The sequence below is a fragment of the Pedobacter sp. 10L46_2 genome (genome assembly GCF_056395165.1).
This window is the reverse complement of sequence record NZ_JBFTIZ010000052.1, coordinates 1-17,411: the sequence shown is the minus strand read 5'-3', so window position 1 is coordinate 17,411 and position 17,411 is coordinate 1. Positions and strand designations below refer to the sequence as shown.

The 17,411-nt window shown below is 34.9% G+C and carries 16 protein-coding genes; 2 read left to right on the top strand and 14 right to left on the bottom strand.

Translation table 11 applies throughout. The features are described 5' to 3' along the window. Positions 1-7 precede the first annotated feature (7 nt). The 13 genes from AC1DDX_RS08130 to AC1DDX_RS08070 form a co-directional block, all read right to left on the bottom strand. A complete protein-coding gene (locus AC1DDX_RS08130; RefSeq protein ID WP_337718104.1) occupies positions 8-1,030 on the bottom strand; it encodes a hypothetical protein in 1,023 nt (340 codons plus the stop codon). 17 nt (positions 1,031-1,047) lie between these two features. Continuing rightward, a complete protein-coding gene (locus tag AC1DDX_RS08125; RefSeq protein ID WP_477621940.1) occupies positions 1,048-2,505 on the bottom strand; it encodes an MATE family efflux transporter in 1,458 nt (485 codons plus the stop codon). Positions 2,506-2,567: 62 nt separating this feature from the next. Next, complete coding sequence (locus AC1DDX_RS08120; protein WP_337718100.1) at positions 2,568-3,257, bottom strand: acylneuraminate cytidylyltransferase family protein; 690 nt, start codon at positions 3,255-3,257, stop codon at positions 2,568-2,570. Between the two features lie 9 nt (positions 3,258-3,266). After that, on the bottom strand, positions 3,267-4,313 hold the full coding sequence (locus AC1DDX_RS08115; protein WP_337718098.1) for a nucleotidyltransferase family protein: 1,047 nt from the start codon (positions 4,311-4,313) through the stop codon (positions 3,267-3,269). Between the two features lie 183 nt (positions 4,314-4,496). Continuing rightward, the gene (gene neuC / locus AC1DDX_RS08110) at positions 4,497-5,369 is read right to left on the bottom strand and encodes a UDP-N-acetylglucosamine 2-epimerase (RefSeq protein ID WP_477621939.1); all 873 of its coding nucleotides are present in this window, start codon (positions 5,367-5,369) and stop codon (positions 4,497-4,499) included. A 2-nt stretch (positions 5,370-5,371) separates the two neighbouring features. Continuing rightward, entirely contained in the window at positions 5,372-6,385 is a 1,014-nt protein-coding gene (gene neuB, locus AC1DDX_RS08105) for an N-acetylneuraminate synthase (RefSeq protein ID WP_337718094.1), read from the bottom strand. 97 nt (positions 6,386-6,482) lie between these two features. Further along, on the bottom strand, positions 6,483-7,625 hold the full coding sequence (locus AC1DDX_RS08100) for a LegC family aminotransferase (protein WP_337718092.1): 1,143 nt from the start codon (positions 7,623-7,625) through the stop codon (positions 6,483-6,485). 1 nt (position 7,626) lies between these two features. Continuing rightward, positions 7,627-8,814, bottom strand: coding sequence for a UDP-N-acetylglucosamine 4,6-dehydratase (locus AC1DDX_RS08095; RefSeq protein ID WP_337718089.1), 1,188 nt, complete (start codon positions 8,812-8,814; stop codon positions 7,627-7,629). Positions 8,815-8,826: 12 nt separating this feature from the next. Continuing rightward, the gene (locus tag AC1DDX_RS08090) at positions 8,827-10,119 is read right to left on the bottom strand and encodes a nucleotide sugar dehydrogenase (RefSeq protein ID WP_337718087.1); all 1,293 of its coding nucleotides are present in this window, start codon (positions 10,117-10,119) and stop codon (positions 8,827-8,829) included. Positions 10,120-10,136: 17 nt separating this feature from the next. Then, positions 10,137-11,114 carry an SDR family oxidoreductase gene (locus AC1DDX_RS08085; protein ID WP_337718085.1) on the bottom strand — a complete coding sequence of 326 codons (978 nt, stop codon included), beginning with the start codon at positions 11,112-11,114 and terminating at the stop codon, positions 10,137-10,139. Between the two features lie 18 nt (positions 11,115-11,132). Continuing rightward, positions 11,133-13,007: a GumC family protein gene (locus tag AC1DDX_RS08080; RefSeq protein ID WP_477621938.1), complete on the bottom strand. Its 1,875-nt coding sequence runs from the start codon at positions 13,005-13,007 to the stop codon at positions 11,133-11,135. Further along, positions 12,961-13,395: a Wzz/FepE/Etk N-terminal domain-containing protein gene (locus AC1DDX_RS08075; RefSeq protein ID WP_477621937.1), complete on the bottom strand. Its 435-nt coding sequence runs from the start codon at positions 13,393-13,395 to the stop codon at positions 12,961-12,963. The genes AC1DDX_RS08080 and AC1DDX_RS08075 overlap by 47 nt, the downstream gene beginning before the upstream one ends. A 15-nt stretch (positions 13,396-13,410) precedes the next feature. Next, positions 13,411-14,187 carry a polysaccharide biosynthesis/export family protein gene (locus tag AC1DDX_RS08070; protein ID WP_337718081.1) on the bottom strand — a complete coding sequence of 259 codons (777 nt, stop codon included), beginning with the start codon at positions 14,185-14,187 and terminating at the stop codon, positions 13,411-13,413. A gap of 208 nt (positions 14,188-14,395) precedes the next feature. On the opposite strand from AC1DDX_RS08070, the gene AC1DDX_RS08065 reads away from it, so the two are divergent. Further along, positions 14,396-15,136, top strand: coding sequence for a tyrosine-protein phosphatase (locus AC1DDX_RS08065; protein ID WP_337718079.1), 741 nt, complete (start codon positions 14,396-14,398; stop codon positions 15,134-15,136). Here AC1DDX_RS08065 and AC1DDX_RS08060 read toward each other — a convergent pair. Next, positions 15,111-16,505 carry an undecaprenyl-phosphate glucose phosphotransferase gene (locus tag AC1DDX_RS08060; protein ID WP_337718077.1) on the bottom strand — a complete coding sequence of 465 codons (1,395 nt, stop codon included), beginning with the start codon at positions 16,503-16,505 and terminating at the stop codon, positions 15,111-15,113. The genes AC1DDX_RS08065 and AC1DDX_RS08060 overlap by 26 nt on opposite strands. Before the next feature lie 74 nt (positions 16,506-16,579). On the opposite strand from AC1DDX_RS08060, the gene AC1DDX_RS08055 reads away from it, so the two are divergent. After that, positions 16,580-17,411, top strand: an 832-nt coding sequence (locus tag AC1DDX_RS08055; RefSeq protein WP_477621936.1) for an oligosaccharide flippase family protein, incomplete at its 3' end; no start/stop codon positions are given.

Here is a 17,411-nt window from a genome sequence, read left to right as displayed (position 1 = left end):
CTTCTATTTAATATTCAAATTTAGAAATATCTGGATATAAGGAACTTGATGTTTTAAATGTATAAATTTTCGCCCCCATATTCTCCGTTGCAAAGCGATTTTGTTCAATAACTATGTCTTTCACTGTATATAAGCGTGTAGAAGAATCCATATGTTCGTGCTTCTCTCTATTATTATTTAGTTCGCTAAGCGTCCTAAGCATAGGATACTTCTCATAATTAATTTCTTTATCATAAAAATGTGCCCCATCATTCATATCTATTCCACAAAGGACGATCTTCTTAAATCCCAGAATAAGAGCTAAGGGAATTAACTCCCCTATTGTGCTACCGAATTTTGGAATCGGTAATACTTCTTTCGTAGAAGTGAGAAATCCATTCTTGTTTAACACTTGCATAAAGAGGTATGGATTAACCTTATTTTTAGAACTAATTGGGCATTCCGGCATTAGAAAAATATTTTCCCTAAAGTTGTTCTTTATAAACGTGCCAATTTTTGAATTAAAGAATTTTTGGTTATTGACACCATCTCCTCTCGCAAAAAAATTCACTTTAGTGTACCTCTCTTTTTTATCTGTCAACATATCTGTCATTAATTGATCTAAGCTATCGGCAAATGCCTTTTGCTTGTCATCACTTCTTCTATAAACAGATTGGATAATGTAAGCGGATGGGATAAAATCATGACAAAACCAAAAGTTAAATCCCCATGATTCATTTTTCTTTATATAAGACCATTCTTCATCTGTTATTTCGTTTATACTCGGGCCACTACCTAATATAAACAGCGTATCTGACTTTTTATTATCCGAAATACTTTTAGTATTTAAATAGTTATAGCCATCTTTTACTGAACCCTTTATAGCTATTATTGATTTAAGAGTCTCATTAAGCATAAGTAAGGCTGTTTTATAATCTCTGACCATAACAAATTTAAAGACACGATTAAAGCCTTTCCTGTGATATGGGAGAAGCTCTTTAATAAGAACGTATCTCTTTAATAATTGTATAAATTCTTTTAATTTATTCATATTAAATTGTTAAATAGTTAAACGTTAACAAGATTCGGATTGTTCAATATCACAACTATTGTCTTTTTTATATTTAATAACTCTTTACGGTTTAAAACCAAAAATATTAATAGAACAATAATATAGAGGAAGTAGTTATTATAGGAAGATAATGACACGTACATGCTAAATAAATACGGCACAAGTAATCTTATGGGGAAAGCATCCATAATTATTTCTTTATAATCTACAGGTATTTCCAAAATACTTCTACAAGCAATAGCTAGTAAAAAAAGAAAAGTGAAATAAGAAATTACAATTGAAAATATTGCTATATGAGGGGGCACAAAGAAATAAAAGACTAATATTAACCCCGCTATAACATTTACAGTTAAAGAAATAAATGCTATTGAACCTAGTTTTCTATCTCTGCCTTTAGCTATAAGGAGCTCCTGAAATCCATAGCAATTATTATATATAATAAGACCTAAAACAGTCAGGCTAAACATAGAAACAGCACCAGTGTACTTCGGTATAAAATAAATGAACAAAGGGAAAAAGAGTATTGCGAGATGGGCAACTAAATGAGTCATTGTCATATACTCTTGTCTCGGGCCTGAAATTAAAGCTAAAGCGTCCTTACCACTTTTTGATAAACGATTAATTAATTTTGGAAATACCAAGAATGAAAATGATTTAAACAATAAAATAATTGCATTAGCTAAAGAGAAAGCAAAAGTAAATAATCCAAATTCTTCTACAGTATATTTCATACTAACAAATGAACGCGTAGAGTAAAGGATAAAATAGAAGCTGGAGCTATAAAGAAACAGATGAAGCCCTTTTTTCATAAGCTTTTTAGTTAATTCAAAATTCCAACTAAATTTTATCTTGATCGGTAATTTTATAAGACATAAAGCAACTGTCAATATTAATGATACGGGTACAAGCCATAACATTATTAATAAAAGAACCTCACCTTTAAAGAAAAACATAAATAAGAAGTTCAGAATTGGCAATAAACTCTGACAAATTGAAATAATCTGAATATCCCCATAAATTCTCAATAACGACAAGAGCGTCGGGACAAAGTAATTGAGGATAATACTTAGGATTACGACTAAATAATAGTGTGAAAAATTGTACTTATCACCAAGACCAATACTTGAATTCTGAATAAGGATTAAAAACATACATGCTAAGGCGCAGAGAACAAATTCAATAATAATAGTTGACCCCAATAATTCTGATACATATTCATTGTCCTCCTTGTGTATTGATCCCAATGCGTTAAATGATTGAGTTACTCCAAAATCAATTTGATTAAAATATTGAATTATTAAATTCGAAAAGCCACAAACTCCTAAATAATAGGGCCCCAAATTCACTGCAATTATTATGGAATTTATAAACTGCAGTAAATAGATGAGATATCGACTAGATAAATAAACAATTATCTTGTTTCCCAATACTTTTTTAATTAGACTTTTACTCACATTTCAAATATTTAATAATAATTTTAAATTAAATGGCTATAAAAACTACAGATAATTTGTTTTTATTTTCTTCCTTTGGTTTGTTTACCCATCAAAAACTCTGCAAAATTAAAATCATCGATTGTATCTATATCGACTGATTTTATCGCATCCATCAAATATGCGAATGAGTTTTCTGTGTAATAATTATCATTCTCAATTAAATGGGTTTTGAAGATGTAAATTGCCCCATTTGGAAAATACGAAGTTCTTTCTAATTGACGATTAGTTGCTACATTCTCAAAAATATTTTCAAATCTCCCGCTTTCATCAATGTATTTGTGCCATTTAATAGGATGATGTTCTTTACAATAGCTAACGATTGAGTCTGCATTTCTATCTTTAAACAATTTAATAGCATCATCAATGTCTTGACCTGTCCTAAAGGGACTTGTTGGTTGCAAAACTATAAACTCATTAATAAGGATGTCTTCTTTGTTCTCTAATTCTTTAATTGTATATCTGTATACATCAATAGATCGAGAATTATCGTCAGCTAAATGATCAGGGCGCATAAATGGGCATTCCGCTCCATAAGAAATAGCGACAGCAGCTATTTTTTCACTATCGGTACTTACTATCACTTTTGAAACGTACTTAGCTGAGATGGCAGCTTCAATTGTATATGCAATCAGAGGCTTTCCGTTAAGCATTTTTATATTTTTGTCTGGCAACCCTTTTGAACCGCCTCTAGCTGGAATAATGGCTAACATATGAAAGTTCTAAAATTTAATTTGTAAAATATCCTTTTGAGCCTTTTCAAAGTCCTCATGTTTTCCAACATCTAACCAATAACCTGCCAATGGATAAGACAGCACTTTACAGCCTTCAGCCAACAACTTTTCCATGAGATCTGTTGTATCAAAATAAGACTCTTTAGGCAGATACTTCAGAACTTCCCTTTTCATCAGGTAAATCCCTCCGTTAGAATAATATGTATAAGTAGGTTTTTCCTTAAAACTTTGTACATGACCATCTGTAGTTTCCAAAACTGCATACGGTATATTTACCTCATAAGGGATGGTCACCACTGCAAAATCAACATCTTTTTTGATGAAATCTAAAAAAAAGTGTTCATAATCCAGGTTTGTCAAAACATCGGAATTAGTAACTAGCACGTAATCATGCTCAAAATCATTAATCTTCGAGACAGCACCTATCGTACCCAATGGTTCATCTTCCCAAACGTACCGGATTAGAACATTCTTATTCTCTCCATTACCAAAATAATTTTCAATTTGTTCTCCCAAATATTTTACAGAAAACCAAAAATCATCAATTCCATATAGCGCCAAACGATCTACGTTATGTTCCATGATCGGTTTATTGCCAATCTTTAGAAGAGGTTTAGGCGTAGTATCCGTTAATGGTTTAAGCCTTTGCCCTCTGCCTCCAGCCATAATAACTGCATCAACAGGGAGATAGGATCTCGTTTCCCTGAAATTAATCACATTAACCACCCTACTATCTTTGTCAAGGATTGGAAGAATTCGAAAATTACCTTCCCGGTACTCAATAACCTTATCTATATCCATTTCTCCTTTTCGAAGATAACGCGGATTAGACTGAATGATATTGCTAACAGGATCTGATGTCGCCATTCCTTTTATTAAACCACGCCTAACGTCTCCATCCGTTAATGAACCAATTAGCTTATCTTCTTCATCTACTACAAATAATATTGCATCTTTAGCAAGATAATCCAACTGGACAAGGGCTTGCATTATTTTGCTATTAAATGGAATTAAATGATCTTTATAATTTCTCATATTGCTAACTTTTCAGGTTATTAAGTATTAAGTTCACGGTGCCGGAACGATAATAAATATTATTTCCTTTAAAATTTTTTCTTTCTAAAGCAAGAAAAAATGCCCTAACCATTTCGGTGGCGGAGAATGGAACATTTATTATATTATCGCTTTGAGCTCTTCCTTTTTGTCTGTCGCCTACATTTAATACGTATTTACCAAATGATGCGGCTTCAATAATTCTGCAAAATAATTTAACTTGCCAAAGTTCTCTATTAGAATTACACGCTCTGCTGTCAACTCTCTTAACTTGAATAAAGCATCACGGTAGATTGTTCCAAATGTATCAGCATTTGGCATTGTGATTACAAGCAAAATTCCCTTAGAAATCTCCTTCAGGCCATTCAGCATTTCAGTCGCATACTCAACATTCTTCTCAGGAGAAACTGTTTCGGGGTGAAAAGTTAATAAGGCAAACTCATCTTTGATCTGATATTTTTCCCGGAAATCTGATTCAGTAGGTATCGGCATCTCCGCCAGCTCATCAATAGATAAAGAACCTACGGCAAAAATATTCTCAGAGCTACCAACTAATTCTTCAATTCTTTTTGCAAAAACTTCAGTAGCTGGAAAGTGCTTTTTAGAAGCCAAAGATATTTGGTGACGATAAATATTATCTATTGCACCCAAAGTAGTCTCTCCGCCATGAATATGTGCAAATTTTACACCATAAGGTATGCCAGCTTGAACAGCTGCCGACATTTCATATCGGTCGCCCAGGCAAAATACCCAGTCAAATTGATGACTCCTCCAAAAATCTGCAAATTTTAATACTGTTAAGCCGTAAGCGGTAGAAATTGAAGTTTCATCATCATTTGTAAGAAGAGATGAAATTTCATAAATATTTTCAAAGCCGTCTTCCTTAATGTTGTCTATTGTATACCCATGATATTTAGATAAGTGAGTACCAAAAGCTATAATTTCCAGGGTATAATCCGGGCTTTCTTTTATTTGCTCTAATAAAGGCAGATAAATCCCGTAATCAGCTCTTGAACTTGTTAATACTGCGATTTTCATGTCTATCGAATTAAATCATCAGCTTCAAAGTCTTCCATCGCAATCTTACCCATAAGATCATCCCATCTCATTGGAGAAATACCATCACCAGGACGCTTGACCGTTAGATTTTCCTCTGAAAACACATCTCCCTTGTTTATATCTGTTTTCGCTACAATACTTTTTCTTGCAATAGCGATATTTTTCATTTCCGATTCTGAAGGCTCTTTTAATCCTGAACCAGCAATAGCCAGCTCAATATTACGAATCGCTAAAGACATGGCTTTAAGTTCTGCAGGCTCTAGAGAAGCTCTATGATCAGGGCCTTCCATATTTTTGTCCAAAGTAAAATGTTTCTCAATCATCACAGCTCCCAAAGCAACGGCAGCAATTGGAACTTCAATTCCTAGCGTATGATCAGAATAACCAATGGAAGTTTTAAATTCCTTTCCAATATGTAACATAGCCAACAGGTTCACATCCTTCATCGGTGTAGGATATTCCGTATTACAGTGCAATATTGTAATGTCTTCTTTTTTAATTCCAACATTGACAAAAACAGCAACAGCATCTTTTATTTCATTCAAAGTAGCCATCCCCGTTGAAATGATGACTCTCTTAAATAAATTCCCGGCCTTTCTCAGGTAAGGAAGGTTAGTGATTTCTCCAGATGGAATTTTAACCATATCCATACCTATTTTTGACAGGTATTCCAAAGAATCTAAATCAAATGCAGTGGAGAAGAATTTAATATTCTTCAAATTGCAATATGCGATGATCTTTTCGTGATCATCTTCCGAAAGCTCAAGCTTTTGAAGCATTTGCAATTGCGATTCCGTACTATTTTTAGTATTTTCTATTTGATATTCAGCTTTCTTTGCCTTTATAGAAACTAAATTTGAAGCTTTAAAGGTTTGAAATTTTACGTAATCCACACCAGCATCAACTGCTGCATCAACAAGGCGAAAGGCATTTTCCAAACTTCCATTATGATTTACTCCTGCTTCTGCAATAATTATTACACTTTCCTTTTTCATATCATTATATCTGGATTACCTGCAATTTTATGATTGGCGTACATGAACTATATCAGCTATAACACCCCCTCGACCTGACATTCCTATCATGTGAATCTTATCGAACACTGCTTGGTATATTTACAATTCGCTCTTCTAAAAACTCAGCATTTTTCTGATCATCGCGTTGACAATGATTGTACATCGGCAAGCGATACATTAGTTGCCAGATAGGACGTGTCATTACTTTATTTTCATTAGTTTCTTTTAAGAAAAGATCTCTCTCTACTTTATTTTCCAGTTCTACACACATCAGCCAGTAATTCGCTTTCGTATCCGGAAGCTCTGTTCTGAAATTCACACCCTGTTCCGCAAAAAAATCATGATATATGTCTGCCAATTCTCTTTTACTTTGCAACATTAATGGAAGTTGTTCTAATTGTGCACATGCTAATGAAGCATTTAGATTGGGCATTCTATAGTTGTACCCTAATTCATCATGATAGAACTCATAAGGATGGGGTCTCTTAGCAGTAGTTGTTAAATGCTTTGCTCTTTTTCCAATCTCAAGATCATTTGATACAATGGCACCACCGCCACCACAGGTTATTGTTTTATTCCCATTAAAAGAGAATATGCCTAGCTTACCAAAGCTTCCAGTACTACGCCCCTTATATTTACTCCCAAGAGACTCGGCTGCATCTTCTACTAACGGGATATTCCATTTATTGCAAACCGTAATTAGCTTGTCCAAATGAACAGGAAAGCCGAAAGTATGCATAGGCAAACAAGCTGAAATCTTTCTGCCACTTGTTTTATTATAACAGACATCGTCTCTAAGTTCTGCATATTCTTCCAAAAATGCATCAACTGCTATTGGAGATAAGCCCATTGTGTCAAGGTCAACATCAACGAAAACAGGGATTGCTCCATTATAAGCAATAGCATTAGCAGTGGCTACAAAAGTTAGTGCCTGTGTAATTACTTCATCTCCTGATTCAACTCCAGCAAGTCGAAGAGCCACCTGCAACGCAGCTGTGCCATTCACAACCGCAATTGCTTTCTGTGAACCAGTCGCTACTTGCATCATGTCTTCGAAACGATCAACATATGCACCTACGGAAGAAACGAAAGTAGAATCAATAGTATCCAGCAAATATTTTTTTTCATTACCTCTAAACCTGGGTTCGTGCAATGGAATGAACTCTTTGGTGTTATATGAATTTTGAATAAACGAAATAATATCTTTCAGATCCTTCATATTACATTTTTGCATCTAAATATTTACCTGTTTCCTTATGTCCAAAATCCGGGATCATCTTAAAGAATAATTCAACAATATCTTCTTTAGACCACGATTTATTTGATTTCAGCTCTTTGATTCGTGACGAAAACAAATTTAACAGTTCATCATTAAAATAAAATTCATTCTTTATTACCCCTAGATTATCAAACCTCTCCATATCCAAAACTTCATTTTCGGTGAAGAATTCTTCGAAATCCTTTTCCCCGGTAGTATCACTATTGGTAAACAAGCAAGGCCATTGTCCTTTTTTAGGCAATGTTTTAATTAGTTCTCTGGCCTCATCTTCACTTTCGCATAAATAAGGCTCAAATCCTAACTCTTTTAAATATTTAACCCCAATATCTGCAAAGGTGATCAAGTGCAGACTTTCACTAAGTTTAGGAAAGAACACATCGCGATTCTCACCAAAAATGCAAGACATCAGACAAAGCTCTCCAGATTCTTTCGGTATTACAAAATATCGTTTAATATCGTTAGGCGCTACTATTGGTTGTAGTTTTTGAATTCTCTGATTAAAGCCATGTAACAATGAACCGTCTGAAAAAGCGACGTTTGCAAAACGTGCAGTTGAGATATTTATATCTTTACTTCTACGCATCAAAAACATTTCCATAATGCGCTTAGATGCTCCCATCATGTTTACTGGATTTGCAGCTTTATCAGTCGATACACAAAAATACTTCTTGACCCCTTTGGCAATAGATTGCTGAATTGTTTTATCAGTGTTAAAAACATTTACATCAATCATACGCATTAACGTAAACGGATCTTTTTCACTACGTACATGTTTTAAAGCAGACAGATTTAGTACGTAATCATATTTACCATCACTTTCAATAAATGCATCATATTCAACGGAGCCAATATCCAGAGCAAAGGTCTGGAAATCGCCCCCGATATATCCAAAAGAACTCCGAATATCTCTAACTAATTCAACCATGTTATTCTCACTAATATCAACAACATGTAGTTTTAGAGGATTTCGTTTAAATATCTCTTTTGTGACCGCCTGTCCAATAGATCCCGCTCCGCCAATAACCAAGAACTTTGAATTTGAGACAATATTCTTTAGTTCACTTTCGTGTTTACGAATATCGCCAGGAAAGAGCTCCTGATTTCGCCCAATTAGATTTAAAATATTCATCTGTATAAATTATTACAATTTACCGTCTGCAATATCACCAAGTATACCTTTCACATCGTAAATTACTTTGTTTTCTTTGCAAAGAGCCATTAAGTCTAATTTTTTAAATTGATCATGTGCTACCGCTAAAACAATTGCATCGTAATCTCTGAAGTCGTTTAGCTCTCTAATGGAATCCCAACCATATTCATGCTTAACTTCAGCAGGTTCCGCCCAAGGATCATAAACTGTGATATTTGCATCATAGTCCTTTAACGCATTTAATACATCAATGACTTTAGTGTTCCGAACATCTGGGCAGTTCTCTTTAAAAGTTATACCAAGAACTAGGATATTGGCGTTTTTTACTGGTATATCTTTCTTCACCATCAATTTAACAACCTCATGAGCAACATACTCACCCATACCATCATTTAGTCTTCTCCCAGCTAAAATAATTTCGGGATGATATCCATGCTCTTGAGCCTTTTGTGCTAAATAATAAGGATCAACTCCAATACAATGCCCGCCTACCAGCCCTGGCTTAAATGGAAGGAAATTCCATTTCGTACCTGCAGCTTCCAATACTGCATGGGTGTCAATATTCAATCTATTAAATATTTTAGCCAATTCATTTACAAAGGCAATATTAATGTCTCGTTGTGAATTCTCTATTACCTTAGCTGCTTCTGCCACCTTAATAGATGGTGCTAAGTGTGTCCCCGCTATAATGACAGACTTATATAATTGATCGACTTTCTGTCCAATTTCTGGTGTAGAGCCAGATGTCACTTTTAAAATTTTCTCTACCGTATGCTCTTTATCACCTGGATTGATGCGCTCTGGAGAATAACCTGCAAAAAAGTCTTTATTGAAGATCAAACCCGATATTTTTTCTAAAACGGGAATACACTCCTCCTCCGTTACTCCAGGATAAACAGTTGATTCATAAATAACAATGTCACCTTTAGACAATACTTTGCCGACTGTTTCGCTGGATTTATACAAAGGTGTTAGATCAGGACGATTATTCTTATCAACTGGTGTAGGAACTGTTATGATATACACATTACAACCTTTTATATCAGCTAGATTTGATGAGCAGTATAATCCATTTGAATCTGAAGGTTTATCAACTAAAACAGACTGCAGCACGTCAGCCGATACTTCCAGTGTGGAATCAGTTCCTGAATTTAATTCATTAATTCTTCCTTGATTAATATCAAAACCGACTACAGGGTATTTCGTAGCAAACAAACGCGCCAAAGGTAAACCTACATAACCAAGACCAACAACTGTGATTTTTATATTTTCTAGAGATGACATATATTTTATTAATATTTTTATTTCAAATTATTCCAATACCATTTAACAGCCTCTTTTAAACCCTCTTTTATTACATGTGTTGGCTTATAACCTAAAAGATTTACAGCTTTTTCAACACTAGCTAGAGAATGAGGAATATCTCCAGCTCTATTGGGTCCATGTGTCACTTCAACTTTTGCGATTTCAGTATCATATTCTGTTAAAAACTCTTTTAAATATTCAATTAGTTGATTCAATGTAGTGCGATCCCCAACTGCAGTATTATATACAGTGTTAATTGCTTCTGAATTTTCAGTAGTCATAGCTAGTTCATTCATTTGAACTACATTATCTATATAAGTGAAATCTCGTGAGTAATCCCCGGCTCCGTTAATAATGGGGCTTTCATGATTCATGAATTGCATAGTAAATTTAGGAATAACAGCAGCGTATGCTCCTTTTGGATCCTGCCTACGACCGAAAACGTTAAAATAACGCAGGCCGATAGTTTCTAAACCATATGCCTTAGAAAAGATGTCTGCATACAACTCATTGACATACTTGGTAATTGCATAGGGAGACAAAGGCTTGCCAATGACATTCTCGACTTTAGGAAGATTCTGTGAGTCACCATATGTAGAGGAGCTTGCCGCGTAAACAAATCGTTTAACTTTAGCATCGCGAGATGCGACTAACATATTAAGAAAACCTGAGACATTTACATCATTTGTAGTTATAGGATCATTAATTGATCGAGGAACAGAACCTAAAGCTGCTTGATGCAGAACATAAGTTACTCCCTTAAGTGCGTTATTGCAATCTTCTATATTACGAATATCCCCCTCATACAATTCAAAATTCTCATTTTTCATAAAAGGATCTATGTTGTATCTATGACCTGTCGAAAAATTATCCAACACACGTACTTTATAGCTTTTGGATAAGAAATATTCACATAGATTAGATCCGATAAAACCGGCTCCGCCAGTAATTAAAATTACTTTACTATCACTCATTTTTATTGATCGTATAAATTAAAACCGCTTGAAGAAATCTTTTAATAATTCAGATAATCCTTTACTTCCATGCTTTACATCGTCAGAATAATATCCGTAACCATATCCATATCCGTATCCATACCCATAGTTACCGCCAATTTGAACACCATTAAAAACAATATTTAATTTAGGGAATTTATTAGCTTTATGTAAATTATCTAATTGGGAGATCTGATGTTTAAAGGTTACGCCATGCCGAACAATGTATAAACTTGCATCTGCCAAACGTGCCAGTATTTGCGCATCAGTTACTAAACCAATTGGAGGCGTATCGATTATTATTTCCTCAAAATTCTCTCTTAAATATTTAAATAACTCCTCCATTTCATTACCAGTCAATAATTCTGATGGATTTGGAGGTATTGGTCCTGAACCAATAACCATAAGGTTAGGACTTATACCTGATGGTTGGATAATATCAGCAAAGCTGGCTTTTCCAATCAAATAATTACTCAGTCCCATCTTATTGCTTAAATTTAAATACTTACTAACCTTTGGCTTACGTAAATCTAATTCTAATAGAATAGTTTTTTTGCCACTGATTGAAAGTGCAGTTGCAATATTACTTCCAACAAAGCTCTTGCCCTCGCCAGACATACTAGAAGTGATTAGGGTAACTATCCCCTTTTTCTCATGTTGCTTACCGTGTATATATTGTAAATTTGTCCGAATTGCCCGGAACTGTTCAGCGATAGCCTTTCTACTGCTAACCTGAACAACAATAGGTTCTCCACCATCTTCATACATTAATTCTCCTAAAACAGGCGTCGAAGTTAACTTAGATATATCAGAAGATGAAATCACTTTATTATTTATCAAATCTTTACTGTATAAATAGCCTATAGGTAATAATAGCCCGACTAAAAAAGACATCAAATAAGTTAAAGCTTTCTTTGGTTTAATGGGATTCGTTGTTGCAAATGCAGCATCTACTACCCTACTATCTGCAACTGCAGACGCATAAGATAAAGCAGCCTCTTCCTTTTTTTGAAGTAAGTACAAATAAAGGCTCTCTTTAATGCTTTGCTGGCGTTTAATGCTAATAAATTTACGCTCTTGGCCGGGAATTTTTTTAATCGACCCCTCATATTGAGTGTTATTTGACATCAAACCCTTTAGGGTGCTTTCTAAAGTTTGTTGGACATTTTTTATCCCTGCTCTAATCCCTGCTCGAGTTGCCTCAATTTGCTGATTAATAGGTTCAAACATAGGGTTGTTTGGTTGCGTAGTAGCCAACAAATTTATTTTCTTCAATTGTAACTCACTCAATTGATTAATCTGACCTAAAAGTACAGGATCATCAATGCCCATAGTACTTGGTAATTTCTCTTGGGCGCTTTCCGAATCCACATACCTCTGCAAATTCTTTATTATTCCCAATTTCAGATTTACTTCATTTAACTTTGCATCATTAGCCTTAACATTATCCAAATAGAGGGATGCTTCGCTACTTATATCGGTTAAACCTTGGCTACTTTTAAAACCTTCTACGTCTTTTTCAACTTCGACCAATTCTCCAGTAATCAAAGCTAATCGTTCATCAATAAAATCGATCGTACTTTGAGTTGTTCTATTTTTATCTCTCAAAGCAGCCTCGTTATACACCTGGATTAACGTATTCAAAACGTCTTTACCTCGGTTGGCAACTGTGCTCTGATATGTTAATTTCAATACAGTTGATTGCTTACTTGCTACCTCAACTGATAAATTAGATAAACATTCATCTACAACTTTTTCAGGGTTACTAAAAGAAAATGTAAACGATTCTTGTATTTGTTTTGGGAAAAAAGAAGTTTTATCGATTTTATAGGTACCTAGATAATTCCGTTGCAATTGATTCAGTGGACTCACTATAGATATCCGTACTTACAACCCTTCCTTCTGCGCTCAAATTAACATCTAGAAACAATCTTTTAACGACAGATCTCATTAATGTTTTAGATTGCAAAATCTCAATTTCGTTATCGACGACTTTTGACCCACCAAATAACTCCAGCTGACTTAGCATGTCATCAGAAGCTGTCCCCTTCTTTTCATCCTTAATTAATAGCGTACTACTAATCCCATAAACAGGTTTGGTATAACGTAAATATAAAAAGGCTAAAATTAGTGTGAAGACTATTCCTAGAAAAAAAACAGGCCAGTGATACAAGTACTTCCTTATAATTTCCCCTAAATTTATTTTATCTTGGTCAATGCTTAAATCATTAACACTTTCAGAATTCATTATTTCATTCATAAATATAATACTCTATTAAAAGCGACTAATGATTAATGCAATTACTGACAACGCAGATAGAACAATACTTACATTTCTGTAGCTTGAGTCCACACTTGCGTATTTCGCCTTGCCAGGTTGAATGTACAAGACATCATTGTTTTGCAAATAATAGTAAGGAGAATTAAACAATTCTTTATTTTGCATATCCAGTCGAATGTATTGTCTTTTACCATCAATCTCGCGAACCAATAATACATTATTACGCACAGCAGTAATCGTTAAATCGCCAGCCATACTCAAAGCTTCCGAAACATTTACACGCTCATTATTTACAGGATAAACCCCAGGCCTAGCAACATCTCCCAAAACAGATACTCTAAAATTAACTAGTCGGATACTAACTACAGGCTCCTTAAGGTAATTCACTAATTTATTCTGAATTAAGGCTCTGGCTTCACTTGTAGTCAAACCTTCTATCCGAACAGGGCCTAATAAAGGTAGCTGAATTTCGCCTCTATCATCTACCATAAAGCCATTAGCAGTATTTGATGGATTTACATTTGCTGCAGTACTTCCCTGCAAAGAACTCGTTGTGCCCATATTAAAAATAGCAGACGCTTCAGGATTTAAACTACTCACAGTAATGGCTAAAATATCATTCTTCTGAATTTTAAACACTACCTTATTCAAGATGTTTTCTTGAAGCAATGAATCAGCTGGTAGGTTTGTAAAATAGGGTACGGTTTTATATTTCACGCCACAAGAACTCATAAAGAGTACAGCAACAATTAAATAAAGAAATTTTCTCATAGGCTTATATAGCACATTTATTAAATTTTCCAAAGATAATACTTAAGATTTACTCCTCTATGATAAATAATCATTAATTATTAGGTTCAATAATAAATACAAATTATCCTCTGTTCTAATTCACAGCCCCAATCACAAATTCCATACCATAAAGTTTTAAATTTTATACTTAGCTTCGTATTGATTAATTATTATAAAAAAAGATCACATGTTTTTTTTCAATCGTTCCAGTAAATTTAAGTATACTGATTTTAGCTCAATAGGCATTGACATGCATTCTCACCTAATTCCAGGGGTTGACGATGGCTCAAAGGACATACAAGATAGTATTCAATTAATTTCCGGATTAAAAGAATTAGGGTTTCATCATTTGATTACTACACCGCACACTTTACAAGACATCCACCCCAATACCACCGAAACCTTAAGAGATGGACATTCTAAACTAGAGGGCAAGTTACCCGATGGAATTACCTTAAACCTTTCTTCAGAATATTATCTTGACGAACAATTTCAAAATCAACTTACGGAAGGGAATTTAATGCCATTGCCGGGTAATAGATTGTTGGTAGAATTTAGTCAGATATCAAGACCTCATGACCTGGAAGAGGTTTTCTTTGATCTTGGCATTAAAGGTTATCAGATTATCCTTGCCCATCCAGAACGATATTTGTTCTTTCACAAACAGTTCGATTACTACAAACGAATTAAAGAAATGGGCGTTGAATTGCAGATTAATGCACTATCCTTAACAGAACATTATGGAAAACATGTAAAATCAATTGCGGAAAAATTAATTGAAAAAGACATGATTGATTTTATTGGAACAGATATCCACCACATTAGGCACCTGGAAGGTTTAAAAAGAGTTCCATTAACAAAGCATTTCGAACGTTTGCTACACAGTGGGTTACTAAAGAATACTACCTTGCATTCTCATGGCCAGTAAGCACTTGCCAGGCCGTTAAGAATACAATCTTTAAATCCAAAAGAAAGGACCAGTTTTCTAAGTACCAGATATCGGCTTCAACCCTTGCAGCCATAGAATCGTCGATCCTTGTTTCACCCCTGAATCCTTTAACCTGCGCCCAGCCGGTAATGCCCGGCAACAAAAAATGTCTGACCATGAATTGGTCTATAATGGCGGAATATTCGGCAGTATGCTGCAACATATGAGGCCTTGGCCCTACCACAGACATCTCTCCCATCAATACATTAAAAAACTGGGGCAACTCATCAATGCTGTTCTTACGCATAAACGCACCAATTTTAGTAATCCGGTCATCGTCTTTAGTTGCTTGCTTGCAATCTGCATCCGAATTCACTTTCATGCTTCTGAATTTGAGACAATAAAAGGGCTGGTTGTCTTTTCCTGATCGCAGCTGCTTAAAAAAAACAGGTCCTTTTGATTCCAGCTTGATCAAAATTGCCATAAGTGGCAGCATCCAGCTCATCACAAAAACAATGATCATAAGCGAAAACACCACATCAAAGATCCGTTTAACGACCTGGTTAATCATGATCTCCAAAGGCTCCATCCGCTGACTCAATATGGGTATATGCCCATACACCTGCACTTTAACATTCTTTTTAAAATAGTGTTTTATGTCGGGTACAAGTTTAAAACGGATCATCTCCTTATCTGCCTCCCGCATCAGGGTATTTATCTTATCCAATGAACTATCGGGTAATGCGCAAAAGATCTCCCGAATACTGCTCCCCTTAACGTAATCGATGCAGTCGCTTACCTTRCCCAAAATATTAAAGCCCTCATCATCATCCGCAATATCATCGTCAAAAAAACCAACCACCTTATAACCCAGATGCGTATCAAACTCCATATGTTTTTTAAGCGCCAAACCCAATGGGCCTGCTCCTACAATAACCACCTTCTTGTAATTGATTAAACTTTCTCTCCTGGAACGACGAAACAGCAAAAACACAATCTTTCCGACAAGGAATAGGCCCGAAAACACCACAAAAGTAAACGACAGTAATTGATAAGATTGGTTTAGGTCTTTTATGGTATAGATCAGAATGCCCATGAAGGCTGCAAACAAAAGCAAGGACCCTAAAGCCTGCTTAATGGTTGGAATGGCATCCTTAACAAAAATATCGCTATACAAGCGGGTGAGCTGTGTTACATTAAACCATACAAAATTGATGAGGAGGACATTCAGTAAATTGATATGCTGAAGATCTGTAAAGCTAACGCTTTGATAGGTCATCACATAACCAATATAACCCGCCAGGTTGATCAGAAACAAATCAATCAATATACTTATTACTTTATAATAAGTCCGGTACTGTTCATTCATATATAAGTGCAAACTTAGTCATAAATTTAGATTATGATTTAAATATGCTAAATTTGACGATTCATCTATCAGACTTGAAACAATTTTTAACAGGTTCATACAACCGTATAAAAGACACCAATATCTTATCGAATTTTGCGAATCTGAGTAGCATTCAGCTTTCGAATATACTGTTGTTAATTATTATCTTTCCGATCATTACCCATAAAATTGGTATCGAGGCCTTTGGTTTTGTAATGCTTGCCAATTCATTTTCTTCATTAGCCGGAATCATTGTCAATTATGGCACAAATCAAACAGGAATAAGGGACATCGCAGGAAATCTTAAAGACCCTGAAAAACTAAGAGCGGTATTCTACAATACCTTATGGATAAGATTATTATTCTTTATTGCATATATCCTGGTTGTTTATGTAATGCAATGGTTCAACATTAAGTATTATTTATTTATACTTTACGCCATTCCATTGGTACTCTCAGAGGTACTGAATCCTCTCTTTTTCTTCATAGGAATTGAAAAATTAAAGTTTTACAACATTTCAAATCTAGCTTCAAAAGTATTGTCTATTATTTTGCTCATCTTCTTTATAAAAGATGCCCGGGATGCGGAATGGGTAAATTTTATTATGGGAATGGCCACGGTGGTTACTTTTTCATACCTCCTGCTCAATGCAATCCCGAAGTTTAGGCTCTCCTTTCAACTTCCGGTAAAGGCTGATATCTGGAGAATTACCCGAGACAACTTTTACCTGACAATAAATAACATCTCTACCAACCTGCAACAATCCATTATCATTTTTGCCCTTGCTAAATGGGGCAATGCCTCCTGGCTTGGAGCATATACACTTTGCGATAAAGTAGTCGGCTCTTCCAGGATTCTGCTCATTACCGTATCTAATGCAATGC